The following is a 25,986-nucleotide window of genomic DNA, read 5'->3' as shown; positions in this document are numbered from 1 at the left end:
GGATGATCCTAGGCCAGACGGTCGGCGTCGAAACAGGTGTGGTCCCCGGTGTGGCAGGCGCCACCGGTCTGGTCGACCTTCACCAGGAGCGTGTCCCCGTCGCAGTCGAGGCGGACCTCGTGGACGTACTGGGTGTGTCCGGAAGTCTCCCCCTTGACCCAGTATTCGTTCCGTGACCGGGACCAGTAGGTACCCTTACGGGTGGTGATGGTGTGGGCGAGGGCGTGGTCGTCCATCCAGGCGAGCATGAGTACGTCGCCGGTGGCGTTCTCCTGGACGACGGCCGGTACCAGGCCGGCCTCATTGCGCTTCAGACGCCCGGCGATGGCCGGATCGAGATCGAAGGACGCGGGATCACTGCGTGTCTCACTCATCGCCGGACCTCGATCCTGGCGTCCGCCATGGCGTCCTTGACCTCGCCGATGGAGACGTCGCCGAAGTGGAAGATGGACGCCGCGAGCACAGCGTCCGCCCCGGCCTCGACAGCGGGCGGGAAGTCGGCGGCCTTCCCGGCACCGCCGGAGGCGATGACCGGAATGGAGACGACCTCACGGACCGCCCTGATGAGCTCCAGGTCGAAGCCGTCACGGGTGCCGTCGCCGTCCATGGAGTTCAGCAGGATCTCGCCGACCCCGAGCTCCTCACCGGTGCGGGCCCACCCGATGGCGTCGAGTCCGGCGGAGCGGGTACCGCCGTGGGTGGTGACCTCGAAACCGGAGGGTTGGGGTTCGCCTCCCTCGGGGACGCGGCGGGCGTCGACGGACAGCACGATGCACTGGGCACCGAAGCGGCCGGAGAGTTCGCGGAGCAGTTCGGGACGGTGGATGGCGGAGGTGTTCACCGAGACCTTGTCGGCACCGGCGCGCAGCAGCTGATCGACATCGTCCTCGGAGCGGACGCCGCCACCGACGGTGAGCGGTATGAAGACCTGGTCGGCGGTGCGGCGGACCACGTCGAGCATGGTGCCGCGGCCGTCCTTGGACGCCGAGACGTCGAGGAAGGTCAGTTCGTCGGCGCCTTCGGCGTCGTAGCGCGCGGCCAGTTCGACAGGGTCACCGGCGTCCCGCAGATTCTCGAAGTTGACCCCCTTGACGACGCGGCCGTTGTCGACGTCGAGGCAGGGGATGACACGGACAGCGACACTCATCGGATACCTCCACGGTCCTTGACGTCCTGGGCGTTGCGTGCGGCGGTGCCGATCGGCACCGACTGGATGTGCCGGATCAGGTTGGCATGCACCTCGGGCTCACCGGCGACGATGCCGGAGACGCCGGGGACCCAGCGGTTGCCGGCGAAGTCGGTGACCACTCCCCCGTTCTCACGGATCATGAGGATGCCGGCGCAGTTGTCCCACAGGTTGGGGCTGAAGGTCACGGTGCCGCCGAAGACGCCGGCGGCGGTGAAAGCCAGGTCGATACCGCAGGAGCCGGAGACGCGCATGCGCGGGTAGGTCCGGCCGATGGCGTTGAGCATGTCCTGCCGGTAGGACACCGGCAGGTTGCCGCGGCGCTGGGAAAGGATCGAGCCGAAGCCGATCTGGGTGATCGCCGGATCCGACGGCGGCATCTGACGGGCGGGGTGGCCGTCGACGAACAGGCCGTGGCCCTTGCGGGCGGTGATCCGGCGGCCGAGCAGCGGCATCTCGCACACGGCGACGACGGCCTCGCCCTTGTGGACGAGGGCGACGAGGATGCAGCAGAACGGGTTGCCGACGGCGTAGTTCGCGGTGCCGTCGATCGGATCGACGACCCAGCAGGTCTCCGGCAGTTCGTGGAGGCCGGGGTTCGACGGGCCCTTCGGCGGCTTGCTCTGCGGACCGTCGAACTCGTCGGCGTACTCGTCATTGGGGTTGACCTCGACCTGCTCGCCGGGACGGACGACTCCGTACTCCTCGCCGTGAACCGGCAGGCCGGTGTAGCGGGTCAGCAGGGTACGCAGCTGGCGTTCGACGGAGAGGTCTGCCTCGGTGGCGAAGTCACCGGGGCTCTTCATCACCGCCGGGTCAGCGCCGACGGCGGCGGTGAAGGTGGCCTCGGCCTCGTCGACGGCGGCTTCGGCGATCGCGAGGAGGGCACGGGTGTCGATCTCGTCGTCGACGAGGTTGACGTCACGGATCTCCGGGACCCGGTCGGCACCGGTGGACAACTGGCCCTCGTCCGGGCCGGTCGGTGAGTCTGTCATGGTGTCACTCCTGTGCGTCTGTGGGGACGGCTTCACCGCGGGCCACCGCGAGAGCCTGTTCGAGGGTGAACTTGCCGGCGTAGAGAGCCTTGCCGACGATGGCGGAATCCACCCCGTCGGAAACGGCGTCGGCCAGGGCTGCGATGTCGTCAAGACTGGAGATACCGCCGGAGGCGACGACCGGGGCGGAGGTCGCGGCGGCGACTTCACGCAGCAGGTCGATGTTCGGGCCGGAGAGCATGCCGTCGCGGGAGACGTCGGTGACCACGAAGCGGGAGCAGCCCTGGGCGTCGAGGCGCTCGAGAACCTCCCACAGGTCGCCGCCGTCGGAAACCCAGCCACGGCCGCGCAGCCGCCACTCGCCGTCGATCTGGCGGGTGTCGAGGCCGATGGCCACGCGGTCGCCGTACTCGCCGATGATGCGCTCGCACCAGTCCGGGTCCTCCAGCGCGGCGGTGCCGATGTTCACCCGGCGGCAACCGGTGGACAGGGCACGGACCAGGGACTCGTCGTCACGGATACCGCCGGAGAGTTCGACGTTGACGTCGAGCTGACTGATGACCTCGTTGAGCTGCTCGAAGTTGGAGCCGGTCCCGAAGGCGGCGTCCAGGTCGACGAGATGGACCCACTCTGCTCCGGCGTTCTGCCAGGCCAGTGCGGCGTCCAGCGGGGAACCGTAACTGGTCTCGGAACCGGAGGCTCCCTGGACAAGGCGGACGGCCTGACCGTCACGGACGTCGACGGCGGGGAGCAGGGTGAGAGTCATGTGAACATCCTATCGCGCAGGTGGACGGCCTCAGCCGTATCGTGAGATCAATTATCTCACAGTGTGGTTTGTCGTGGTGCCAGTGGTGGCGTCACAGGGTGGCGAGCCAGTTGCGCAGCAGTTGCGCCCCGGCATCACCGGACTTCTCCGGGTGGAACTGGGTCGCCCACAGCGGACCGTTCTCCACCGCGGCAACGAACCGGCAGTCCTCGTGCTGCGCCCAGGTGACCTTCGGCGCCTCGGTGTGACCGTCGGTGACCATTTCCCAGGCACGGGCGGCGTAGGAGTGCACGAAGTAGTACCGCTCGGCCGGGTCAGCCCCGGCGAACAGTTCGGTACCGTCCGCCGCCTCGAGGGTGTTCCACCCCATGTGCGGCAGTACGGAGGACTCGAGCTTCGTCACCGACCCGGGCCACTGGCCACAGCCTTCGGTGCCGGGGCCGTCACCGTCGGATCCTTCCACGCCGTAGTCGAAGAGGATCTGCATGCCGACACAGATACCGAAGACGGGGCGTCCTCCCGACAGTCGGATGTCGATCATCCGGTCGCCGTGGACGGCACGCAGACCGGTCATGCAGGCACCGAAGTTTCCGACGCCGGGGACCAGCAGCCCGTCCGCGTTCAGTACCGTGTCCGGGTCGGCGGTGACGGTCACCTCCGCCCCCACATGCTCCAGCGCACGCTGGGCGGATCGGAGGTTGCCGGAACCGTAGTCGAGCAGTGCGACGCGAGGAGTTGCCATGACCGCAGATTCTAGCGCGCAGACCCGTCAGGCACTCGGGCGGCGTCCTGTTGTGGAGTCTGAGGTGAGGCGCCGCAGCCGGGTACGGATGTTCCCGTGCTCGACGACCCGGTGGCGCCCCAGCCACCGGTCCCCCGCCAGCGTTGCCGAACCGACGCCGACCAGCCCCGCTCCGGCGAGGAACACCCCGCCGTAGCCGCCGGAGGACGCCACGACGCCGAGTACGGCGGACCCGGCGCCGGTCCCCGAGTCGAAGGACATGTTCCAGGTGGCGGACGCCTCGGAGAGCCGCTCCTTCGGCATCCGGGCGAACATCATCAGCAGGGTCTCGGACTGGACACCACCGAAGCCGAGGCCGAACAGGGCCGCGGAACCGAGCGCCCCTGCCACCAGGGCCGCCCCGGAGGGGGCGGAGTAGATGACGGACGCCATGGCGAGCATTCCTCCGACAGCGCACAGGGACGCCCAGACGACGAGCCGACCGGGCTCCCTGGTCCGGTCGGCCCACCAGCCGGAGATGACGCGGCCGAGGATCTGGGCGGCACCGGTGACCGCCAGTGCGAACCCCGCCACGGTCGCAGCGGCCGTCGGATCGATGCCGTCGACCGCGGGAGCGGTGAACGAGGACAGGGCACCGAAGCCCATCGCACCGGCGCACAGCCCCACGACCGGCACCAGGGCGAGCTTCCACAGTGGGGCGTGGTTGACGGCCTGCTGCACCTGCTCCGGTTCCTTCGGAGCTTTCGGTTCAGCGCGCAGCGGCGGGACGCCGAGGGCACCGAGCGCGCCGACCACACCACAGACCACGGCGACGAGGAAGACACTGTCGCCGGCGTGGGTGTACAGACTGAGCCCGATACTGAATCCGAGAATCTCGCCGACACCGATCGCCGCACCGAAGAAGGCGTTCGCCCGGCCGAGCTGCCGGGCCGGCACGAGTTCTGCGAGCAGGGCGGACTGGGCCACGGTGACCGCGCCGAAGCCGATGCCGCGCACTGCGGAGACCAGCAGGACGAACCAGGCCCCACCGTCGATGAGGTAGAACGCGGAGGGCACGCCGAGCAGCACTGCTGCGGCGATCATCACCGGCACGTAGCCGACCGAGCGCAGCAGGCGCGGGACGAAGAACTGGGTGATGACGGTGGCCGCCATGAAGACACCGGTGGACAGGCCGGCGAGCGCGTCACCGTACCCGTCGTCGAGCATCGCCACCGGGATGACCGGCAGCAGCAGCGACCACCCGAGGAAGGCACAGAAGACACTGAGCAGGGTCAGGGGCAGGCCCTTGACCTGGAGAACGTCAATCACAGAGTACCCTTGGTGGACGGCACCCCCGTCACCCGCGGATCGGACTCGGTGGCGGCACGCAGCGCACGGGCCACCGCCTTGAACTCCGCCTCGGTGATGTGGTGCGGGTCGCGGCCGTAGAGGCAGCGCACATGCAGGGCGATCCGGGCGTTGAAGGCCAGGGTCTCGAAGAAGTGCTGGTTGATCACGGTAGCGTAGTGGCCGCCGATGACCGTGGTCAGCATGGTCTCCGGCTCACCGGTGCCGACGTAGTAGGGTCGCCCCGAGACGTCGACGACGGCCTGGGCCAGCGTCTCGTCCATGGGGATGTAGGAGTCAGCGAAGCGACGGATGCCCTTCTTGTCGCCGAGAGCCCGGGCGAAGGCCTGACCGAGGACGATGGCGGTGTCCTCGACGGTGTGGTGGGCGTCCACCTCGATGTCGCCGTCGGCGTGGACGACGAGGTCGAAGCTGCCGTGCGCAGCGAAGGCGGTGAGCATGTGGTCGAAGAAGGGCAGCTTCGTGTCGATGTCGGTCTTCCCGGTGCCGTCGAGGTTGATCTCGACGGTGATGGAGGATTCCTTCGTGGCACGCTCGATGCGGGCGATACGGTCGGTGCGTGGTGTGGTCACTTGTATTCTCCGATGATCTTGTCGGCGGCGGCGAGGAAGGCGTCATTCTCCTGCGGCAGTCCCACGGTCATGCGCAGGTGGCCGGCGACGCCGACATCGCGGATGAGGACGTCGAGGTCGAGGAACCTTGTCCACAGTTCGTGGGCGTCGGCGTTGTCTGGGACGGCGAAGAAGACGAAGTTCGACTCGCTCGGCACGACCTTGTAGCCCAGGTCGGACAGGGCAGCGACGACGCGGATCCTCTCTTCCCGCAGCTTAGCCACGGTGGCGAGGGTCTCGTCGGCGTGACGCAGTGCGACAGTCGCCGCGGCCTGGGACAGGGTCGACAGGTGGTACGGCAGGCGTACCAGCATGACGGCCTCGATGAAGGCCGGGGCGGCGACGAAGTACCCGAGGCGCCCTCCCGCGAAGTCGAAGGCCTTGGACATGGTGCGGGAGACGACGAGAGTCGTCGGGTAGTCGGCGAGTAGCGTGGTGGCGCTGGCCTCGTCGGAGAACTCGGCGTAGGCCTCGTCGACGATGACGATGCCGCCGGCCGCCCGCTCCGCCTCAATGATGCGGCGCAGGTCGGCCACCGGGGTGATCCCGCCGGTGGGGTTGTTCGGGGTCGTGACGAAGACGATGTCCGGCTTCTTTTCCGCGATCCGTGTCAGTGCCTTGTCGATGTCGATGTCGAAGTTCTCGCCGGTGCGCGGCACGTCGATGAACTCCGTCTGAGTGCCGGAAGCGAGGATCGGGTGCATCGAGTAGCTCGGGGTGAAGCCCATGACGCTGCGTCCCGGTCCGCCGAAGGCCTGCAGCAGCTGCTGGAGGACCTCGTTGGAGCCGTTGGCGGCCCAGACCTGGTCGCGGGTGACCTCGACGTGGGTCTGGCGCGAGACATAGGCGGCGAGTCCGTCGCGCAGTTCGACGGCGTCCCGCTCGGGGTAGCGGTTCAGCGTGGTGGCCAGGCGGCGCACTTCGGTGACGAGATCCTCGACGAGTCCCGCAGAGGGCGCGTAGGGATTCTCGTTGGTGTTGAGCTGGTTGGTGACGGTGAGCTGCGGGGCACCGTAGGCGGACTTGCCGCGCAGTTCAGCGCGCAGCGGGAGATCATTCAGATCAGTCATGACTCTCAGATTTCCGGGTTCTCGAAGCGGGCCTTGACGGCCTCTCCGTGGGCGGGCAGACGCTCGGCGTCGGCCAGGGTGACGACCGTGTCCGCGACCTCCTTGAGTGCGGTGCGGTCGTAGTTGATGACGTCGACGTGCTTGAGGAAGGTATGGGTCGACAGGCCCGAGGAGTGCCGGGCGGTGCCGGAGGTCGGCAGGACGTGGTTCGACCCGGCGGCGTAGTCACCCAGCGGGACCGGGGAGTACGGACCGATGAAGATCGCACCGGCGTTGGTGATCCGGGCGGCGACGCCCTCGGCGTCCTCGGTCTGGACCTCCAGGTGTTCGGCGGCGTAGGCGTCCGCCACCCGCACCGACTCGTCGGGACTGTCGGTGAGGATGATGCCGGACTGCATGCCGGTGAGTGCCTCGTTGACGCGGTCGTGGTTGAGGGTGACCTGGTAGCGCTCAGCGACCTCGCGGTCGACGGCGTCGGCGAGCTCGACCGAGTCGGTGATGAGCACGGAGGCGGCCATCGGGTCGTGCTCGGCCTGGCTGATGAGGTCGTAGGCGACGGCGACCGGGTCGGCGGTCCCGTCGGCGAGCACGGCGATCTCGGTCGGGCCGGCCTCGGCGTCGATGCCCACCACGGAGCGGCACAGCCGCTTGGCGGCGGTGACGAAGATATTGCCCGGGCCGGTGATGAGGTCGACCGGCTCCAGGTCCTCGTCATCATCGCCGTAGGCCATCAGGGCGATGGCCTGGCCACCGCCGACGGCCCAGATCTCCTCGACACCGAGCAGCGAGCACGCGGCCAGCACGGTCGGGTGCGGCCAGCCGCCGCAGTCGGCCTGCGGCGGGGAACAGACGACCAGCGAACCGACGCCGGCCTCCTGGGCCGGGACGACGTTCATGATCACCGAGGACGGGTAGACCGCCTTGCCGCCGGGCACGTACAGGCCGACCCGGTTGACCGGTATCCAGCGCTCGCCGACGAGGCCGCCGGGAGCGATCTCGAGAGTGGCGTCGGCAGGCACCTGGGACGCGTGGAAGGCGCGCACCCGGGAGATGGCCTCGGTCAGCGCATCGGTGATCTTCGGGTCGAGGTTCTCGGTCGCCTCGGCGATGACCTCCGCCGGAACGCGGACGTCGGAGGGACGCACATGATCGAAGCTCTCGCCGTACTCCAGGGCCGCGGCGGCACCGCGGTCACGGACGGCCTCGACCACGGGGGTCACGGCCGGGAGCACATGGTCGATGTCGACTCCTCCGCGGGGCAGGATGCGGCGGAGTTCGGCGGTCGAGGGGGTCTTTCCCCTCAGATCCAGACGCGAAAGCATGAGCTGGGATCGTCTCCTCAGGTGATGGTCGGGTATCGTCTGCAGATTCTAGACGTAGTGCACACAGTCGACGGGACGGAGGGTCTTGAGCAGGATGGCGGACGAGGGACAGAGCCGGGAACAGACCGGGGAGCTGGTGGCACTCCTGCAGGCGTCCGTGGCGGCGGCACGGGCCGGCGACCACGCGACGAGCTGGCGGCTGACCAGTGAGTTCGGTACCCGGTTCTGGCTCGCCGACCCCGCTGACCTGCCCGGTGATCTCCCGACGACCGAACGCACCGAGTTCCACGTGCTGCGCGCGGCCGCGGCCGACCGGATGGAACTGCACGACGACACCGTCGCCGAGGTCCGTGCCTGGCGCACCCTCGCCGAGGACGCCGGGGACACCCCCTCAGCGGTCCTGGCCCTGTCCTCCCTGTGCCTGGTGGCGATGGTCGTCGAGTGCGATGACGCGGTGCTGACCTGTGGACTCGCCCCGACCCCCGCCCTGCTCACGGAGCTGGCCGCCCGACTGACCGATATCGGTGCGGGCCTGACCGAGGACTCTCCCCGGCATGTCCGGGTGTGTCTGTCCCTCGCCGCGATGGCCGGGCTGACCTGTGCGACCTCCACGGAGAACGCGGCGAAGCGCGGCCAGTTCCGTGCCCTGTGCGCCCGCTTCACCTCCCCGACGGTGCAGCCGGGCGACCGGGTGCTCACCGAGGCACAGCAGCTCCATGCCGACGGGCGGACAACGGAAGCCATGACCCTGGTCACCGACCATCTGGCTACCCTGGACCCGGCGGTCTCCCCGACCCAGGTCTACGAGGCCCATGACGTGCTGGGCTACCTGTCCCTGACCGTCGGCGAGACGCCGGAGGACATGGACACCGACGGAGTCCTCACCCACTGGCGGGCCTGTGCCGAACTCGCCCTGACGCTCGGCGCCCCACTGGAGGGCATGCACCGCGCGGAGCAGGTCTGCCAGCTGCTCAACGCCGACGGTGACTACGACGCCGCCTACGACCTCGCCAGCCGCTACGGCAACGCCCTCGACGGTGCACCGGTGAGCCCTGCACTGCTGAACCTCCGGGCGGTCCGTGCCCGGGCTGCACTCGGTGCGGATCTGCCGTACGAGGCCTTCGCGCTGGCGGCGTCCACGGCGGACTGGTCCGCGCTGACCCCGGACTCGGAGCGCACCCTGGCGTGCCTGTCCATCGCCACGATGGCGGCAGAGGAGGCCGGTGAGGCCGGGACGCTCGGGTCGTCGACCGGGGAGACGGTGGTCTCCCTGCTGGAGCGCGCCGCGACCCTGCACCTGGACCGCGGTGAGCGGATCCCGGCGGCGCAGGTGTTGCGCACAGCTGCCAGAGAGCGGTGCTCCTCGGGTGAGACCTCACGTGCCGTGGAGCTGATGGAGCGCGCCCTGCGGGTGCTGGAGGATCCGGCTGCAGACACCGACGACGACATGCTCACCTGGCATCTCGCGGACTGGAACGAGGACATGTCGGCGGTCTGGGAGATGGCGGACCGGCCGGATCTCGCGGTCGCCTACGCCGAGCGTGCGGCCCGGTACTTCCGGGACGCCCGGGACCACTCCGGTGCGGCGCTGAACTGGGTCAGTGCCGCGGAGCTGTACCTGGACCAGGGGGACGGCACGGCATGTGACCGGGCTCTGGACCTGGCACACGCTGAACTGCTCAGCGTGCCGGGTGGGGAGCCGGACGAGCCCGGTACCGATGTCTCCTTCGACACCGGCGAAAACGCCGCGTGGGAGGGGTACCACGCCCTGCGCAATCTGCGGCAGGGTTAGTCGGTCCGGTCCCGCTCGAACGCCGCGTCCGAGGAGAACAGGGCACACGCCCAGTACACGACCAGTGCGCAGGCCGGGGCGACGAGCAGCCCCGACCCCATTCCCACGTCAGCGACCAGGGTCACCTGCTGACCGGCGGTAAGGTCACCGGACAGGTCCGTCGCCCGGAAATGACCGGTGACGAAGTTGCCGAACACCAGGAAGACCGCCGAACCCAGGAACGCGAGGACGCCGGCGGCAGCCAGGCCCCACGGCCCGCGCAGCCGGCGGGCGCGGGCGAACATCCATCCTGCCAGGGCCACGCCCAGCACCGCGGTGATGATGACGTAGACTCCGAACGTCGACACCGCGGCGTCCTCCCCGGACAGGGCCGAGACGGCCGTGAGATCGTCGGTCACTTCACCGGTGGTCACCGGCTGGAAGAGCCCCCACGCCGCTCCGGCGACGGCGAAGACGACCAGGGCGACGGCGACGACGCGTCCCCATTCGCCCCACTGTCTGTTGATCACGGGCCGCGTCATGCGACCGGGCAGATCTTCCACGCACCGTCCTCACGCAGGTAGTTCTGCGTGCTGGAGGCGTCCTGCCCGCCGACGGTGCCGACGATGAATGCCGTTGCCGTATCACCGTCGACCCGGACATCACGGACATCCGTCACATCGACGACGCTGTCGGTTTCGCTGAGGAGCTGGTCGTTGTCACCACGCAGCCCGTCGATGGTCGTCTGGATGGCCTCGCGTCCCCCCTGCTGGTCGATGAAGGCGGAGCAGTAGTTGTCCAGCATGTACTGGTAGTTGTCGGACATCAGCTTGTCGCCTGACATGCCGCGCGCTATGTCGGAGATCTGGGTCTGGTCGTCTCCGGACGCCGGGGCCCCGCCTTCGCCCTCAGCCGCCGGGTCAGCGGGAGCCTCCGGGTCCGGTGCACCCTCGCCCTCGGCGCCTGCCTCAGAGTCTCCGGGATTGTCCGACACCTCCGGGTCAGCCGACGGGTCAGCGGACTCCGGCGCAGCTGTGGTCGCCGAGGTGGACACCGACGTGGTGGTCTCCTCGTCATCCCCGTCATCGGAACCACAGGCGGTCAGCACCAGCGCCCCGGCGAGGACGACCCCCGCCACTGCGGCAGGGCGTCCACCCTGCATCCTGCGTGCTGCACGCCCCCGGCGTCCGTAAGCCATATCGGTGAAATCCCTTCAGTCTGTGACTCATTCAGTGACTGGTTCAGTGACTGGTTCAGTGACCCGTTCAGTCAGAGGTTACATCGACCGGCACCCCGATCCGTTAACCCGGCTAGACTCGAGGACCGTGCAACTCAACCGGGAAACCATCCTCACCGCCTCTTTCGACATCCTCCACGAGTACGGGCTCGGCGACCTCAGCATGCGTCGTCTCGCCCGCAACCTCGAGGTTGCACCGGGGGCCCTGTACTGGCACTTCCCGTCCAAGCAGGCCCTGCTCGGCGCCGTCGCCGACCAGATCCTCGCCGCTCCCGACGGCATTCCGACCGAGGTCACCGACACCGCGCAGGATGCCGAGATCGACACCTGGCGTGCCCGCACCCTGGACACCACCGCCGCCCTGCTCGACCGACTGCTGTCGATCCGTGACGGCGCGGAGATCGTCTCCGCCGCCCTGGCCACCGGCACTCTGGAGCACAACCCGGTCGAGCCGGTGACCGCCGCACTATCCGGCGCCCCCGGGAGCGATCCCGGCCTGGCCGCGTGGGTTCTGGTGCGCTACCTGCTCGGTGCCGCCACGGAGCTGCAGACCGCGCACGCCACCGACGATGTCCCCACTCCGGACACCGAGGCCATGGTCCGTATCCTCGCCGGGGTGGAGCTGATCCTCGACGGCGTGGCAGCGTCCGCCGGTGCCCACTGATCCACGACGCAGAGACAGAGGTACATTCATGACCACGGTCACCGCCCACGGCGCCACGATCAGCGTCGACAGCTCCGGCGTCCACGTCGAGCGCACCCCGATGGGGCAGACGCTCCTGCCACCCACCCTGGACGTCTCCCCGGCCGACCTGCGCGGCTGGTACCACCACGCCCCCACCGCCACCTCCCCCGGCTGGATCCAGTTCTCGCTGGCGGGCGGTTCCGGGCGCCCACTGCGTGGCTACCCTGCGACCCACGGTGCGACCACCGTCGTCGCGTTCGCCCCCGGCCAGCAGGACGCCTTCGTCGCTGCGAACGCCGCGCTGACCGCACTGCAGGGTGGGTATCCGGTCGACGGGCCTGGAACGGACGACGGGGACGCCTCCTCCGCTGAATCTCCCCTGTCCCTGTTCGAACTTCCTGAGGTGCCGGCCGCGGAACCGGCGCCCTCCGACAAACCGAAGGGCGGAAAGGGCGGCAAGGGCGGCAAGGGCGGCAAGGGCGGCAAGGGGGGCGGGGGATCCTGGAACCGCGTCGCCACCCCGGACACCCTGCCCGAGCCGGATCTGACCGCGGATGCCGACGGCCCCGTCTTCGGGCAGAACGTCACCGTCACCGGTGACTTCGAGCCCTACGGGAAGGGCGAGGTGTGGGACATGATCGCCGCGGCCGGCGGCACCGTCGGCAAGAACGTCACGAAGAAGACCACCGTGCTCATCCTCGGCACCTGGGACTCGGTGACCTCCAAGGAGAAGCGGGCCCGGGAGCTGCAGGAGAAGGGCCAGGACATCCAGCTGTGGACCTTCGCCGAGTTCCTGGAGAAGATCGGCAGAACCGCGCGTCCGGATATTTCCGAGGTGAAGGGAACCGACGCGCCGTTCTAGGAGTCTAACTGTCTATGGATCCGAGAAACTCCACAGACACCACGCTCCACCTCCTCCCGTTGCCGGACGCCGCCCACGACCATCACCCGGCCGACATCTTCGCCACCGGCACTCCACTGCTCATCCCGCTCGGCGCCGGCCTGGTCACCGGAATCCGGCAGTCGGGTCCCGAGGGCACCCGCGAGCTGACCACCGATGACCTCGTCAGCAGGGACACCACCGTCGGCGGTCTCTGGGCCGATGCCGCACTCACCATGCTCGCCACCCTCGGCCGCCTGACCGCCACCCACGGCACCGCGCTGCGTCAGCGTCGCCTCGCCGACGGCGTCCGGGAGATCGGCGTCATCGACGATCCCTTCCCCGCCGCCGGGCTCATCGCCCATCCCCTGCTCATCCGCCCTACGCTGCGCGTCCTGGCCGAGACGCCGCAGGTCGCGGTGACCGGTTCCGGACGCCTCCTTGTCCTCGACAACGGCGCCACGCTTCCGGGGCAGCTCGACGACGACACATGCGGCCCTGCCCTGACGCTGAGTGAGAGTGCCCTACTGTAAGTGACATGAGTTCGCATGATTCCGCACTCCACCACTACGACGTCTGGCTGGCCGAGCATCCCACGGTCACCGACGACATCCGCCGCGTCCTCTCTGAAGAGCTCAACGACGCCGGTATCTCCTATGATCAGGTCTCGGTGCGGATCAAGGACCGCCGGAGCTTCCTCACCAAGCTGCGCAACCCAGACTTCCCCGACTACCGCGACTTCGAGTCCGCCCACGACGTCATCGGGATCCGTATCACCGTGTTCACCACCTCGGAGATCCCCCTGCTCGTCGGGGTGATGCGCAACCTCTTCGCCGTCGAGGATGTCGTGGACAAGGCGGAGAAGGCGAAAGCCGAGGGCACGTTCGGCTATGCCTCCCGCCACATCATCGCCCGGGTCGATCCCGAGCGACTTCCCGAACTGACCAGCGCCACTGGTCCGGGCGCCGGCACAGATCTGGCAGGACGCCTGGTCGAGGTCCAGCTGCGCACCGTGCTGCAGCACGCCTGGGCCGAGTTCGAGCATGACATCCGCTACAAGAACCCCGACGAGGACCTTCCTGTGGAGGTCCACCGTGCGTTCACCCTGGCAGCCGGGCTCATCGAACTCGCGGACGGCCAGTTCGACGAGATCCAGCACATCGTCTCCAGCGAGGTGGATGCCGCGGAGGACGCCGAGCTCTCCGTCACCACCCTGCCCGGCGTCCTCACCATGATCCTGGGCACCACCTTCCCCACCTCGAAGGCGGACTACTACGCCTTCGCTGTGGACATGCTGGCCGCCCACGGCATCACCACCATCGGAGAGCTGGCCACCCTGTGCGACTCCGAGAATGTCTCCCGGCTGATGGACGCCATGGACTACGGCTATGCCCCCGGGCAGGTCCGCCTCATCGACGACCTGCTGCTGATGGTCTACGGCCGCGACCACATCCGCCGTACCGTCCACATCGGCGACAACCCGGACTCGCGACCGGGCCGACTCGGCAACCGCTGGCAGCGACTCACCGGTTCCGACCGTAAGTAGCCTGTTCTTCATAATCGAACATGTGAGTTGTTGTCTCATGTGATGTACCATAGGTGTCACCACCCTTCTCACCACGGAGAACACCATGAATACAACTTCGTCACCCACCGTCAGACCATACTCGCCATGGCATTCAATGCTCTGTGCGAGAAACTGATCACCGATGTCGCGGTCGGGGATGACGCAATCCTCAACCTCACCACCCGGTGCCTCAGTGATCCCGACGGCTCACTGAGCATCGAGCGGCCCACCCCTGACCACCGTCTCGACCCGGCAGAGCCGGCCAGTTGGTCGACGCAGTCCAGCCCCGATCTCCTGTCCGCCGCGAAGGCCGCCGCAAACCTGTTGGACATCACCATCGCCGCCGGCTGCACCCCCGACGGGGCCGACGAGATCCGGCGCACCACCGGCCGCATCGCCCGGGCACTCGGTGTGACCGTCGGCCGTGCACGTGCCTACTGTGAGATCGGCACCATGCTTGCCCGGATGCCGCAGACCTCCGCCGCCGTATCCTGCGGTGTCTTCTCCCTCGACCTGCTGCGCATCCTCTCCGACGTCACCTGCGCAGTCGACAGTGCCCACCTGGAGCGGGTGGACGCCGACATCGCCGAACTTCTCACCCCGACCCGTCCCCGACAGGCTGTACCGGGGCCGGTCATCCTGCGCCGTGCCGCCACCCGGATCGTCGGGATCCACCAGCCCACCGCACTACCCGTAGACCCGGACGCCCAGGATGTGCCGCCACCCGAACTGCAGACGGATTTCACCGTGGACACGCGAAATCCGGAACAGACCTGTTTCCACATCACTCTTCCTGCCTCCGAGGCCACCGGCATCACCCGCATCATCGACGCAGTCGCCGCGGCCCACGACTGTTCCCGTGCCAGCGCCTTCAACGAACTGGTCCACGGGGGAATCAGCGACGTCAAGGTCACCCTGAACTGCTACCGCAACATCGACTCCGGTGAGATGCACCTGGAGAACCAGTGGCTCGACCAGTTCGCCTCGGACCGGTGGGCCCGCCGCGTCACCCACCTCGCCGTTCCCTCCCATTCCGCACATGACGGCCGGTTCGCCACGGACAACCAGAAGGCACTGCTCGCCGGCGTTGACGGCACCTGCCGCTCACCGGGGTGTGAGAACCCTGCCTCCGTCGCCGACGCCGACCATGTCCACCGCTACGACGATGATCCCCGGACCGACTCCGAGCTGCTCCAGGGCCTGTGCCGGCAGTGCCACAACGAGAAGACCCGTGGACTGCTCGACTACACCCGCCACCCCGACGGCGCGACCAGCGTCACCAGTATCGATGACGGGCACACCGTCACCACCGTCCCGACCGGGCCGATGGCGAAAGCGGTGCTCACCTTCGACCAGGCGCTCGCGAGGAAGGTGAAAGCCAGGGAAGAACATGAGGCCGCACGGTGGTCCTGGCGCATCGCCACCACCATCGCCCGCACCATCGCGGATCAGGGCACCGACAATCACCCAGCCGCAGGAGAGGAGATCCCCTTCTGACCCGTTGTCAGCCGCGTCCGCGCAACCGGTCGGTCTCCCGCCGCTCCTTCTTCGTCGGACGCCCCGCACCCCGGTCCCGCTGCGGGATCGACGCCAGCAGCTCCTTCGACGGCGGTGGCGGAGAATGGTCGATGTAGCAGGTCCGGGCGACCGGTGCCCCGACCCGCTTACTCACGAGCTTCGTGACCTCGTAGATGTGCTCGCGGTGGTTCACCCACGCCCGCACCGTGTCCCCCGCAACCACGGTCTGGGCGGGCTTCACCGTGGCGTCATTGAGCTTCACATGCCCCGCACGGCATGCCTCTGCAGCAGCAGAGCGGGTCTTGAACAGGCGGACGGACCAGACCCAGGCATCGATCCTGGTGGTCACCACTGGTCCTTGTGGTTGACGATCTCCTTGATCTTCCAGGCGTTCACCCCGGCAACGACGAGTGCAACCAGGGCGACGATGAAGAAGAAACTCTCGAAGAACCCGATGACCACACCGGCGACCACCACACCGCCGGCAATCTGCAGGGCCCGGGAGTGCTTGCGCACATCCTGCTTGCGCTGGTCGACGGAACTGCCGGAGTACTTGTCTACTGACTTCTCAGGGCTCATGGGACAAGATTACCGGGTGCGGGTCTCCCGGGTGTCCACCGGCACGTCGCACCACTCTTCTCCGGCACGCCGCACCGTCACCGCCCCTCCGGTGAGCCCCGCGACCGTTCCGGTGGGGTCCTCGTCCGGGTCCAGGGTGAGGGTGAGTGTCACCTCCGCGCCGTAGAACGCCTCGACGTCCATGCCACGGTTGCGCAGGTCAGCCTCGAGTCGTCCGGCGTCGGCGTGGGACACTGAGAGGGCCCACAGTGCCCGCTGTTCCCGGCGGACGACGGTGATCCCGTCCAGGACCTCGCGGGTGACGTCCCCGTAGGCGCGGACCAGCCCGCCGGTACCGAGCTTCACCCCGCCGAACCAACGGACCACCACCACTGCCACATCCTGCAGGTCAGAGCCGCGCAGCACCTCCAGCATCGGCTGACCGGCGGTACCGGAGGGCTCACCGTCGTCACTGGACCGCTCGACCGGGTTCGCGCCGTCGACATGGAGGATGAAGGCCGAGCAGTGGTGCCTGGCGTCCGGATGATCGGAGCGGGCGGTCGCGATGAACGCCCGGGCGTCCTCCTCGGTGGTGACGCGGGCGGCCAGGGCGAGAAAACGGGAACGCCTGATCTCCAGGGTGGCGTCCCAGGTCGCCCCGTCGACAGGACGCCGGTAGGCGGCGTCCTCCATCTACCTCTCCCCCATCTAGCCCAGCACCCCGGCCCAGGTGGAGGCCTTGAGATCACCCATCAGCGAGGACGTGCGGTCGACGCGGAGCTCTGCAGGCAGCATGTACTGCAGCTCGTCCTCACCGTCGGCGAGCGTGAGGTAGACGTCCGAGTCACCGCGGTTGTTGTGCAGCACGTCCTTGAGCCGGGAGATGTTCTCCGGGGTACACTGGTCGATGCGCATCCGCAGTCGCAGCGGCACGCCCGAACCCGCACCGACGGTCAGCTCCGCCTGGCGCAGATCATTGCAGAACAGGCTCATCCGGTCATCGCGGATACTGACCTCCGCCTGGGCGAGGATGATGTTGTCCTCGGCGATCATCGGGGCGACCATGCTGTACACCCGGGAGAAGACGAGCAGTTCCGCCTGGGCGGAGTGCTGGTCCTCGATGGTGACGATGGCCCAGGGGTTGCCCTTCTTGTCGACGCGACGGTCCACGGACGAGATGATGCCGCCGACCTTCACCGTCTTACGGTCCGGCAGTTCGCCGGAGAGGACGGTGGTCAACGGGGTATCGATCTGCGCGTCGAGCGAGGCCTCGAAACCGTCGAGGGGGTGACCGGAGACGTAGAGCCCCAGCATCTCCTTCTCCAGGGTGAGCGCGTGCTTGCGGTCCCACTCCTGATCGGGCACCTCGACCTTGAAGGCGTCCCCGGTCTCCTCCTCACTCAGACCGGCGAAAAGGTCGAACTGGCCCTTCGCAGCGGCCTTCTTGGTGGAGGTGACGGCGTCGACGGCGTCCTCGTGGATGAGGTTGAGACCCTTGCGCGGATGACCGAGGGAGTCGAAGGCACCGGCCTTGATCAGCGAATCGGTGACGCGCTTGTTGCAGGCGGTGGCGTCGATCTTGTCCAGGTAGTCGGAGAAGTCGGTGAACTTCCCCTTCTCCTCACGGGCCGTGACGATCGACTCGACGACATCCTCACCGACGTTACGCACAGCACCGAGGCCGAAACGGATGTCCTCGCCGACGGACTGGAAGGTGTACGCGGACTCGTTGACGTCCGGACTCAGCACCTTCACACCGAGGTGACGGCAGTCGGCGAGGTAGATCGCGGACTTGTCCTTCTTGTCCGCCACCGAGGTCAGCAGGGCGGCCATGTACTCGGCGGTGTAGTGCTCCTTGAGGTAGGCGGTCCAGAAGCTCACCAGACCGTAGCCGGCGGCGTGGGACTTGTTGAACGCGTAGCCCGCGAACGGCAGGACCGTGTCCCACAGTGCCTTGATCGCCTCGTCGGAGTAGCCGTTGGACTTCATGCCGGCGGAGAACTTGTCGAACTCCTTGGCCAGCACCTCGGGCTTCTTCTTACCCATGGCCTTACGGAACCCGTCGGCCTCACCGGCAGTGTAGTTCGCAACCTTCTGCGAGATCCTCATGATCTGCTCCTGGTACACGATGAGACCGTAGGTCTCCTCCAGGATGTCCTTGATGGATTCCGCGAGCTCCGGGTGGATCGGCTCGATCGGTTTGCGGCCGTTCTTGCGGTCGGCGTAGTCCCAGTGCGCGCCCACACCCATCGGTCCCGGGCGGTAGAGTGCCAGGGACGCGACGATATCGTTGAAGCCGGTGGGCTTCATGCGCTTGAGCAGTTCCTGCATACCGCCGGAGTCCAGCTGGAAAATGCCGAGCGTATCGCCGCGGGCCAGCAGTTCGTAGGACGCCGGGTCGTCGGTCTCGAGGTTCTCCAGATCGAAGTCCTCGCCGCGGTTTCGCTTGATGTTCTTGATACAGTCGGCGATGACGGTGAGGTTGCGCAGACCCAGGAAGTCCATCTTCAGCAGGCCGATGGCCTCACACGCCGGGTAGGGCCAACCGGTGATGTACGCGCCGTCGGCGGGACGCTTCCACATCGGGATGTGGTCCATGAGCGGGACGGACGCCATGATCACCGCGCAGGCGTGGACGCCGGCCTGGCGCACCACGCCCTCCAGGCCGAGGGCGTCATCGTAGATCTCCTTGACCACCGGGTCGGTCTCGATGAGGGTGCGGATCTCCGCGGCCTCGCCGTAGCGGGGGTGCTCCGGATCCATGATGCCGGACAGCGGGATGTCCTTGGCCGCCTGCGCCGGGGGCAGGGCCTTGGTGATGCGGTCGGCGATCTGGAAGCCGGGCTGTCCGTGGTGGGCGCGGGAGGCGTCCTTGATGGCTTGTTTGGTTTTCACCGTACCGAAGGTGATGACCTGCGCGACCTTGTCCTCACCCCAGTTGTCGGCGGCGTAACGGATCATCTCGGCGCGCCGGTCATCGGCGAAGTCGATATCGATATCCGGTGCGGACGGACGCTCCGGGTTGAGGAAGCGCTCGAACATCAGCCCGTGCTCGATGGGGTCGATGTTGGTGATCGTCAGGGCGTAGGCCACGAGCGCACCGGCGGCGGAACCACGGCCCGGACCGACGGAGATACCGATGGAGCGCGCGTGCTTGATGAGGTCGGCGACGACGAGGAAGTAGGACGGGTAGCCCTTCATGTCGATGACGTCGATCTCGTACTTCGCACGGTCGAGGTACTCCTGCGGGACCTCGCCACCGTTGAAGCGCTCGATGAGGCCGTCGTGGACCTCACTGGTGAGCCAGGAGGTCGGGGTGTGGCCCTCGGGGACGTCGTAGTCCGGCATGCGGTCGTGGGTGTGCTCTTCCCAGATCTCGCCGTAGTCCTGGACACGCTCGGCGATCCACAGGGTGTTGTCGCAGCCGTCGGGGACGATCGGGTCCCAGTACTCGCGCAGCATCTCGGCCGGCTTGATGTAGTAGCCGTCACCGGAGAAGGCGAAGCGTTTGCCGCCCTCGTCGAGGGTCGGTTCCTCCAGGGTCGCACCGGTCTGGACGCAGAGCATGACCTCGTGCGGTTTGGCCTGCTTCTGCAGCACGTAGTGGCAGTCGTTGGTCACCAGCGGCGGCAGTTCGAGACGCTTTCCGATCTCCAGGAGGTCGTCGCGGACGCGCTTCTCGATGTCGAGCCCGTGGTCCATGAGTTCGAGGAAGTAGTTGTCCTTGCCGTAGATGTCCTGCCACATCGCGGCGGCCTCCAGTGCCTTGTCGAACTGGCCGAGGCGCAGCCGGGTCTGCACGTCGCCGGAGGGACATCCGGTGGTGGCGATGATGCCCTCGGCATGCTCAGCGACGATCTCGGCGTCCATACGCGGGTACTTCGAGACCTGACCCTCGTAGGACGCCAGGGAGGACAGCCGGAAGAGATTGTGCAGACCGGTCGCGTTCTCCGCCATCATCGTCTGGTGGAGGTAGTAGCCACCACCGGCGACATCGTCACGCCTCTGCTCGGGCTGACCCCAGCGGATACGGTCCTTGAGCAGGCGCGAGTCCGGGGCCATATAGGTCTCGATACCGATGATCGGCTTGACGTCCGCAGCGGTCATCGCGTGGTAGAAGGCGTCCGAGCCGAACATGTTGCCGTGGTCGGTCATGCCGACCGCGGGCATGCCCTGCCGGGAGACCTCCTGGGCGAGAAGGTCCACCTTCGCCATGCCGTCGAGCATGGAGTACTCGGTGTGGTTGTGCAGGTGGACGAAGGAGGACTTCTTCATGGCGGACAGTCTACCGTCGGACTCTAGCGTGCGAACGGACCGATGTAGATCAGCACGGTGTTCACCGCGACAACCACGCCGAACAGGATCCCCCACACCGGGGAGGTGAGGGATCTGAGTGCCAGGACCCCTGCGCCCAGGATCACGATCTTGAGCAGCAGGGCGAGCACAGGAACATCAAAAGTCGCCTGCGGTGAGACGAAGAGCGCCCAGAGGGAACCTGCGACGATCAGGATCCCGAGCATCCAGACCCAACTGCGGACACCTGTCGGTGCGGCACGCCAGGCGAACACCGCAAGGGCGATGAACGCGACCACTTCGACGAAGAAGGCCATGAGGTCGTTGACATTGACATCCTCCACGGTCACCCCTGGGAGCAGTGGAAAGCGGTGTGCTTCCGCGACTACCCACAATTATGGGGGCTTAGACTCCCCGGTGCCAGAGCCGGAATCTGAACTCGCCGGTTCCGCGTCGCCGTTCACCGTCGATCGTCGGCATATCCTTCCCGGGACTAGCATGGCGGCATGGATGCCACTGAAGCCGCCACCGTCGCCGAAGAGTTCTTCGACACCTACACCCGCCATCTCCTGGACCGGGATGCCGCCGCACTGGCCGACACCTACGCCGTGCCCGCGCTCATCGAATTTCCACGCCAGCGCATTCTCGTCACCGACCCCGCCCAGACCGAGCAGTTCTTCGCCGGGGCTTTCGGTCAGTACGAGGGTGTCAGGGACGCCTCGACCACCATCACCGTGCCTGCCGCGACCGACCACAGCATCTGGGTGGTGGTCGAGTTCGGGTACGACGGTCCCGACGATCTCATCTCCGGCGAGCGCAACATGTACCAGCTGATCCGGGTGGACGGTGGGTGGAAGGTCGGTGTCCTCACACCGCTGGGATGACGCTGGTCCTGTTATATGTGCGATACCGTGATGATCGCGTCCCGGCAGGCCAGTGCGTCAGCATTGGTCACGAAGACGACGTTGTAACGCTCCCACGCTGTCGTCCTGATCTGCAGCGCAGCACTGCCCCCGAGATTCAGACGGACGCCGTCCGGCGATGTCGCCTTTCCGGTGACCGGCCAGTTGAGCAGGCCGTGGTTCATGCCGTCATCCGGGGCGACCGTCACGGAGTCGATCTGTCCCACGGAAATGCTGCGCCGGTAGAATGTGCCGGCCACGTCGACGGTCTCCTTCCCCACGCTGACGGTCAACCGTGGACCGACCGCCGCCCAGACCACGAAGAGCAGAACCACCACGACGATCAGCTGGACGGCCGGTTCCCGGACCACAAACGCCAGCAGGATCGCCGGCGCCACCACCGCGAACGGGATGGCTTTCATCGCCGGCGACGGACGCACCGAGAAGACGGTGTTCTCACCAGCTGATCCAGTCATGTGTCCAGGGTACGGTGACCACCGACCGCTGAGACAGCAGCCACGCATGCGTCCGCGGTGCCCCTCGACGCGAAGAAGACCTTGCAGTTGTCCCCACCCGTCGTGAGGATCTGTGCTGCGAGCATCCCACCGAGGCTCAGGCGCACACCGGCAGGTGAGGACGCCTTCCCGACGACCGCCCAGTTGAGCAGGCTGTGGTCCGAGGCGTCTTCACGGTGGAAGGACACCTCAACGATCTCGTCGACAGGGATGCTGCGACGATAGGACGGACCAGCGACGTCGATGCTTCCCTCCCCGATACGGACCGACGCGCAGGCAGTGAACGCTGCCCAGACCAGAAGTGTCATGAGGCCCACCAGCATAACGATCACCCACCAGATCGGTTCCACCAGGATCGCAACCAATCAGCTTGCCCAGAAGCCCATCTTCTCAGCAGAATTCAAAGCAATGGTGCCGGGAAGCCAATCAATCCGTTCTTCCCCAGTCCAACGCTCAAGACAATCGCTATCAGGCGCATAATTGAACTCTATTCTCCCGGATACCTAATAATCATCTCCAGATACTCAGGCCCGTCATCCGCAACAGCCCCAAGATCACCAGAGCAAGCCGAAGAAATCGAGGGAAAATCATTGCCAGCGGTTTGGTTCTCAGTCACTCTACTTCCGAATATTTCCCCTTCGGCGAGCGGGACAGAACTCCACCCAGCAAAATCTACGGAAAACTCATTATCCTGCAGTCAGAAATCTTGGAAACCGATCCCACACGCCCCACTGCCCCCCCCGCTTGCACCCTCGAGAATGTCAGAATTGCCTCCATCGCGATCGCATCTATCTTTGTAGAGAAACTCGGTCGGCAACATTTCTTCCAGATCAGGACCAATGTCCACCAGATTAATTCTTTCGACGGAAGAGCTACCGGAGCCACCGCATCCGGCTACAACTACGATCTATGCAGACACGGCCGCAAGATGCTCATTACTTTTTACGAAACAAACACCAGGTGAGAGCTTGGCGTGCTGTCAAGCGATGACCGTAAACTTCTTGAAAGCCGCCTAGGTTCGGAATCGTGCCGCCTTGGATTCTGGGGCCGTTCCAGCAAGCTGCCTCGACGATCGAGTATTTAGAACCACCTTTAGTGGCTTGAGCCCTACCCTCCATCCAGACGAGGACGTCGAAGATCCGGAGCAGCGACACATCGGTCGGAAGCCCGGCTTCATCATGGACATCGGCGGGGAACCCATGCAAGCTGTTGTCCTGACACGCCTCATGCACAGTGCCGACGAAGCTTCCAGCCGTTCATCACATCCGCCGGTCGAACCAGGTCCCGACCCACCTTGTCAATGACCGGGTACAACTGCGGTCGCTTGCGCGCAATCAGCTTGGATGCAGTAGTAACCCCGATGCCCCGCACACTGGTGAGAAGCTCTTCCGACTTCCAAGGAGCCCACTGGCCATCGACTGGCTCACGAGCCTCCCACAGAGGCATACCGATCGGAATTCGTTCCAGGAGAAAGGTAACCTGCTTCCCAAAATCCGGATCTAGGAGCAGGCGGCGAGCCGCCACACCCGGCACATACACGCTCAGTAGCTCAACTGACACCAGATCGTCAGCCGTGAACTCATTCAGTTTACTGCTCCGAGTAGCTGATGGATCGAACTCGTCGAATCAGGCACCCGTGTAACTCTTCCGCTCGGATGGCTCGTCGCCTGGATACCTGGACCAGTAGTAGTTCCGCAGCGACGCAACCGCACGACCAGCATCATGTTTCTCTATGACCTCGGGCAGATTCAGCCCTTGCTTCGGCATGAGAAATGAGCCTACGCGAGAATCCCTGCGGTCATCCCCGCTGCAGCACATCTGCGTCAGGCACGAATCGCGATATCCGTGCCACGGATGACCGAATCTGTGCCTGACGCAGATCTGAAGCCCACCCCACCCTGCCTCCACCGGGGAGGGCAAGCGCGTCACTCCAGGTCGAGGCCGATGTCCAGGGAAGTGACAGAGTGGGTCAGCCCACCGACGGCGACGGAGTCCACGCCGGAGGCCGCGTAATCTCCGACCACGTCGAGAGTCAGACCACCGGAGGACTCGAGCAGCACATTCGGCGCCTTCTCCGTACGCATGCCGACCGCGACGACCGTGTCCACGACGGAGAAGTTGTCCAGTAGCACCTGCTGTGGCGGACGCTTCAGCGCCAGCACCTCACGCAGCTGCACGAGGTTGTCGACCTCCACCTCGCACCACAGTTCCGGGTGCGCGGCACGCACGGCCAGGTAGGCGTCCACCACTCCACCACCGGCGGTGACATGGTTGTCCTTGACCATCGCCTGGTCAGAGAGGTTGTAGCGGTGCGGCACTCCGCCGCCGTGGACCACGGCCCGCTTCTCCAGCAGACGCAACCCCGGCAGGGTCTTACGGGAATCCCGGACAGCGACCGAATGGTCCTCAGGCGCGGTCTCCTCCACCGCGGACACCCAGGCCGCGGTCTGCGTCGCCACACCGGAGGCGTGGGAGAGCATGTTGAGTACCGTGCGCTCCAGCTGCAGGATCGCGCGCACCGGACCTGTGAGCACGCCCACCGTGTCGCCCGGCGCGACGACCGCACCGTTGGCCACTGCGTCAGTCAGCGCGACCGCCCCACCGAGCACGGCGGCGAAGGACGGCTCTGCGGCCTCGACGAGGATGGAGCGGACGGCATCGATACCGGAGACCACGCCACCGGACCGGGCGACCAACAGACCGCGTCCGGTCTCGCCCTTCGCAACGGTGGCCAACGTCGTGGCGTCCCCGTCGGAGAGGTCCTCCGACAGGGCGGTCCGGGCGAGAGTGGTGAACAGGGAGGGTGCGCAGCCCAGGTCGCCCAGCGGGGCGGTGTAGGGGAAACGCTGGTCAGCCGGGAACATCTCCCGACGCGAAGTCTTGGTAACAGGCACGGCGGACAAACTTACTCCCCACCGCCCGGATTTCCGACAGCGATCATCCGCTCCACCGCCCGACGTGCCTTTTCCGCCACGTCAGGGGCAACGTCGACCTCGTCTGCACCCAGGGCGAGACAGCGCAGCAGCGCCGCCGGGGTGATCATCTTCATGTACGGGCACGCCGCCCGCTCGTTGACGGGTGCGAAGTCGACGTCCGGGGCCACGCCGCGCAGCTGGTGGAGCATGCCGACCTCCGTGGCGACGAGCACCTTGCCGCGTCCGGCGTCGGACGCCACCTTCGCCGAGGTGAGCATCTCTCCGGTGGAGAGCATGTGGACGCGTTCCGGGGCGATGACGCCCTCACCCGCCAGGTAGATAGCGGAGTTGGCGCAGCCGCACTCAGGGTGGATGAACAGGTCGGCGTCCGGGTTCTCCTCGGCCCGGCGCGCCAGTTCCGGCCCGGAGATCCCGGCGTGGACGTGGCACTCCCCGGCCCAGACGTGGATGTTGTCGCGGCCGGTCTGGCGGCGCACATGGGCGCCGAGGAACTGGTCCGGACCGAAGAGGATCTCCTTGTCCGCGGGCAGTCCGGCGACCACGTCGACGGCGTTGGAGCTGGTGCAGCAGACGTCGGTGAGGCCTTTCACCGCGGCGGTGGTGTTGATGTAGCTGACCACCAGGGCGTCCGGGTGCTCGGCCTTCCACTCCGCCAGTTCGGTCTCGGTGAGGGAGTCCGCCAGGGAGCAGCCCGCCTCGGCGTCCGGGATGAGGACGGTCTTGTCCGGCGAGAGGATCTTCGCGGTCTCTGCCATGAAATGCACGCCGCAGAAGACGATGACCTCGGCGTCGGTCTCCGCGGCGATGCGGGACAGGGCCAGGGAGTCGCCCGTGTGGTCGGCGATGTCCTGGATTTCGGGCAGCTCGTAGTTGTGGGCGAGGATCACGGCATTGCGGGCCTTCTTCAGCCGACGGATCTCCTCGGCCCAGTCTTCGTTACCGTCGATCCCTTCCCAGCGTCCGACCGGTCCGTCGGGGCCGACGTGGCCGGGGGCGCGGTGTACGGCGGACAGTAGTCGGCTGTCCAGCGCATCCAGTGTCTGAGGAGTGGTCGTCACAGTCATGACGAAGAATCATACGGTGTT

Annotated in this window: 27 protein-coding genes and 2 pseudogenes; 7 read left to right on the top strand and 22 right to left on the bottom strand. The window is 66.8% G+C overall.

The window, feature by feature from the left end; all coding sequences use genetic code 11:
• Window positions 1-8: 8 nt before the first annotated feature.
• The 9 genes from hisI to hisD all read right to left on the bottom strand — a co-directional run bounded on the left by hisI (window position 9) and on the right by hisD (window position 8,039).
• Complete coding sequence (gene hisI, locus ACZ9GM_RS03805; RefSeq protein WP_291475066.1) at window positions 9-374, bottom strand: phosphoribosyl-AMP cyclohydrolase; 366 nt, start codon at window positions 372-374, stop codon at window positions 9-11.
• Window positions 371-1,147 carry an imidazole glycerol phosphate synthase subunit HisF gene (hisF, locus tag ACZ9GM_RS03800; RefSeq protein WP_291475068.1) on the bottom strand — a complete coding sequence of 259 codons (777 nt, stop codon included), beginning with the start codon at window positions 1,145-1,147 and terminating at the stop codon, window positions 371-373. Before hisF ends, hisI begins: the two co-directional genes overlap by 4 nt.
• Window positions 1,144-2,181, bottom strand: coding sequence for an inositol monophosphatase family protein (locus tag ACZ9GM_RS03795; protein WP_476037298.1), 1,038 nt, complete (start codon window positions 2,179-2,181; stop codon window positions 1,144-1,146). Before ACZ9GM_RS03795 ends, hisF begins: the two co-directional genes overlap by 4 nt.
• Window positions 2,182-2,185: 4 nt before the next feature.
• Window positions 2,186-2,947, bottom strand: coding sequence for a bifunctional 1-(5-phosphoribosyl)-5-((5-phosphoribosylamino)methylideneamino)imidazole-4-carboxamide isomerase/phosphoribosylanthranilate isomerase PriA (gene priA / locus ACZ9GM_RS03790; RefSeq protein ID WP_291475071.1), 762 nt, complete (start codon window positions 2,945-2,947; stop codon window positions 2,186-2,188).
• A 91-nt stretch (window positions 2,948-3,038) separates the two neighbouring features.
• Window positions 3,039-3,689 (bottom strand): imidazole glycerol phosphate synthase subunit HisH, encoded by a 651-nt coding sequence (hisH, locus tag ACZ9GM_RS03785; RefSeq protein ID WP_291475072.1) that lies wholly within the window; start codon window positions 3,687-3,689, stop codon window positions 3,039-3,041.
• Window positions 3,690-3,716: 27 nt separating this feature from the next.
• Complete coding sequence (locus tag ACZ9GM_RS03780) at window positions 3,717-4,997, bottom strand: MFS transporter (protein WP_291475074.1); 1,281 nt, start codon at window positions 4,995-4,997, stop codon at window positions 3,717-3,719.
• On the bottom strand, window positions 4,994-5,608 hold the full coding sequence (hisB, locus tag ACZ9GM_RS03775) for an imidazoleglycerol-phosphate dehydratase HisB (RefSeq protein WP_291475075.1): 615 nt from the start codon (window positions 5,606-5,608) through the stop codon (window positions 4,994-4,996). Before hisB ends, ACZ9GM_RS03780 begins: the two co-directional genes overlap by 4 nt.
• Window positions 5,605-6,717, bottom strand: coding sequence for a histidinol-phosphate transaminase (locus tag ACZ9GM_RS03770; protein ID WP_476037297.1), 1,113 nt, complete (start codon window positions 6,715-6,717; stop codon window positions 5,605-5,607). The genes hisB and ACZ9GM_RS03770 overlap by 4 nt, the downstream gene beginning before the upstream one ends.
• Window positions 6,718-6,722: 5 nt before the next feature.
• The gene (hisD, locus tag ACZ9GM_RS03765) at window positions 6,723-8,039 is read right to left on the bottom strand and encodes a histidinol dehydrogenase (RefSeq protein ID WP_476037296.1); all 1,317 of its coding nucleotides are present in this window, start codon (window positions 8,037-8,039) and stop codon (window positions 6,723-6,725) included.
• A gap of 94 nt (window positions 8,040-8,133) precedes the next feature.
• Here hisD and ACZ9GM_RS03760 point away from each other — a divergent pair, with 94 nt between their 5' ends.
• A complete protein-coding gene (locus ACZ9GM_RS03760; RefSeq protein WP_476037295.1) occupies window positions 8,134-9,831 on the top strand; it encodes a hypothetical protein in 1,698 nt (565 codons plus the stop codon).
• Here the strand turns inward: ACZ9GM_RS03760 and ACZ9GM_RS03755 are convergent.
• Window positions 9,828-10,340 (bottom strand): hypothetical protein, encoded by a 513-nt coding sequence (locus ACZ9GM_RS03755; protein WP_291475082.1) that lies wholly within the window; start codon window positions 10,338-10,340, stop codon window positions 9,828-9,830. The genes ACZ9GM_RS03760 and ACZ9GM_RS03755 overlap by 4 nt on opposite strands.
• Before the next feature lie 8 nt (window positions 10,341-10,348).
• Window positions 10,349-11,008 (bottom strand): hypothetical protein, encoded by a 660-nt coding sequence (locus ACZ9GM_RS03750; protein ID WP_476037294.1) that lies wholly within the window; start codon window positions 11,006-11,008, stop codon window positions 10,349-10,351.
• Window positions 11,009-11,135: 127 nt separating this feature from the next.
• On the opposite strand from ACZ9GM_RS03750, the gene ACZ9GM_RS03745 reads away from it, so the two are divergent.
• From ACZ9GM_RS03745 to ACZ9GM_RS03725, 5 genes are all read left to right on the top strand, one after another.
• Window positions 11,136-11,711 (top strand): TetR/AcrR family transcriptional regulator, encoded by a 576-nt coding sequence (locus tag ACZ9GM_RS03745; protein WP_291475087.1) that lies wholly within the window; start codon window positions 11,136-11,138, stop codon window positions 11,709-11,711.
• Window positions 11,712-11,739: 28 nt separating this feature from the next.
• A complete protein-coding gene (locus ACZ9GM_RS03740) occupies window positions 11,740-12,594 on the top strand; it encodes a BRCT domain-containing protein (RefSeq protein WP_291475089.1) in 855 nt (284 codons plus the stop codon).
• Window positions 12,595-12,608: 14 nt separating this feature from the next.
• On the top strand, window positions 12,609-13,145 hold the full coding sequence (locus ACZ9GM_RS03735; protein ID WP_291475091.1) for a hypothetical protein: 537 nt from the start codon (window positions 12,609-12,611) through the stop codon (window positions 13,143-13,145).
• A 5-nt stretch (window positions 13,146-13,150) separates the two neighbouring features.
• Complete coding sequence (locus ACZ9GM_RS03730) at window positions 13,151-14,158, top strand: GTP pyrophosphokinase (protein WP_291475092.1); 1,008 nt, start codon at window positions 13,151-13,153, stop codon at window positions 14,156-14,158.
• 126 nt (window positions 14,159-14,284) lie between these two features.
• Window positions 14,285-15,676 (top strand): HNH endonuclease signature motif containing protein, encoded by a 1,392-nt coding sequence (locus ACZ9GM_RS03725; RefSeq protein WP_476037293.1) that lies wholly within the window; start codon window positions 14,285-14,287, stop codon window positions 15,674-15,676.
• A gap of 7 nt (window positions 15,677-15,683) precedes the next feature.
• On the opposite strand, the gene ACZ9GM_RS03720 is transcribed toward ACZ9GM_RS03725, so the two are convergent.
• The 5 genes from ACZ9GM_RS03720 to ACZ9GM_RS03700 are packed head-to-tail and all read right to left on the bottom strand — an operon-like array spanning window position 15,684 to window position 20,865.
• Window positions 15,684-16,046, bottom strand: coding sequence for an RNA-binding S4 domain-containing protein (locus ACZ9GM_RS03720; protein ID WP_291475094.1), 363 nt, complete (start codon window positions 16,044-16,046; stop codon window positions 15,684-15,686).
• The gene (locus tag ACZ9GM_RS03715; RefSeq protein WP_291475096.1) at window positions 16,043-16,276 is read right to left on the bottom strand and encodes a hypothetical protein; all 234 of its coding nucleotides are present in this window, start codon (window positions 16,274-16,276) and stop codon (window positions 16,043-16,045) included. The genes ACZ9GM_RS03720 and ACZ9GM_RS03715 overlap by 4 nt, the downstream gene beginning before the upstream one ends.
• A 9-nt stretch (window positions 16,277-16,285) precedes the next feature.
• Window positions 16,286-16,948, bottom strand: a complete 663-nt coding sequence (locus ACZ9GM_RS03710; protein ID WP_476037292.1) for an IMPACT family protein — start codon at window positions 16,946-16,948, stop codon at window positions 16,286-16,288.
• Window positions 16,949-16,963: 15 nt separating this feature from the next.
• Complete coding sequence (dnaE, locus tag ACZ9GM_RS03705) at window positions 16,964-20,530, bottom strand: DNA polymerase III subunit alpha (protein ID WP_291475099.1); 3,567 nt, start codon at window positions 20,528-20,530, stop codon at window positions 16,964-16,966.
• Between the two features lie 23 nt (window positions 20,531-20,553).
• A complete protein-coding gene (locus ACZ9GM_RS03700; RefSeq protein WP_476037291.1) occupies window positions 20,554-20,865 on the bottom strand; it encodes a DUF2568 domain-containing protein in 312 nt (103 codons plus the stop codon).
• Between the two features lie 189 nt (window positions 20,866-21,054).
• On the opposite strand from ACZ9GM_RS03700, the gene ACZ9GM_RS03695 reads away from it, so the two are divergent.
• On the top strand, window positions 21,055-21,432 hold the full coding sequence (locus ACZ9GM_RS03695) for a nuclear transport factor 2 family protein (protein ID WP_476037290.1): 378 nt from the start codon (window positions 21,055-21,057) through the stop codon (window positions 21,430-21,432).
• A gap of 11 nt (window positions 21,433-21,443) precedes the next feature.
• Here the strand turns inward: ACZ9GM_RS03695 and ACZ9GM_RS03690 are convergent, their stop codons facing one another.
• From ACZ9GM_RS03690 to nadA, 6 genes and pseudogenes are all read right to left on the bottom strand, one after another.
• Complete coding sequence (locus ACZ9GM_RS03690) at window positions 21,444-21,926, bottom strand: hypothetical protein (protein WP_291475102.1); 483 nt, start codon at window positions 21,924-21,926, stop codon at window positions 21,444-21,446.
• Window positions 21,923-22,273 carry a hypothetical protein gene (locus ACZ9GM_RS03685; RefSeq protein WP_291475104.1) on the bottom strand — a complete coding sequence of 117 codons (351 nt, stop codon included), beginning with the start codon at window positions 22,271-22,273 and terminating at the stop codon, window positions 21,923-21,925. The genes ACZ9GM_RS03690 and ACZ9GM_RS03685 overlap by 4 nt, the downstream gene beginning before the upstream one ends.
• 627 nt (window positions 22,274-22,900) lie before the next feature.
• Window positions 22,901-23,200 (bottom strand): annotated as a pseudogene (locus tag ACZ9GM_RS03680) (DUF6308 family protein); the annotation flags it as partial.
• A pseudogene (locus tag ACZ9GM_RS03675) lies at window positions 23,190-23,579 on the bottom strand (DUF6308 family protein); the annotation flags it as partial. The pseudogenes ACZ9GM_RS03675 and ACZ9GM_RS03680, both read right to left, overlap by 11 nt.
• 311 nt (window positions 23,580-23,890) lie before the next feature.
• Window positions 23,891-24,859: a carboxylating nicotinate-nucleotide diphosphorylase gene (nadC, locus tag ACZ9GM_RS03670; RefSeq protein WP_291473453.1), complete on the bottom strand. Its 969-nt coding sequence runs from the start codon at window positions 24,857-24,859 to the stop codon at window positions 23,891-23,893.
• An 11-nt stretch (window positions 24,860-24,870) separates the two neighbouring features.
• The gene (nadA, locus tag ACZ9GM_RS03665; RefSeq protein ID WP_291473454.1) at window positions 24,871-25,965 is read right to left on the bottom strand and encodes a quinolinate synthase NadA; all 1,095 of its coding nucleotides are present in this window, start codon (window positions 25,963-25,965) and stop codon (window positions 24,871-24,873) included.
• Between the last annotated feature and the right edge of the window lie 21 nt (window positions 25,966-25,986).

The sequence above is a fragment of the Corynebacterium sp. UD i78 genome (assembly GCF_056280545.1).
Note: the sequence above shows the minus strand (reverse complement) of the source record. Positions and strands in the feature narration are given on the sequence as shown.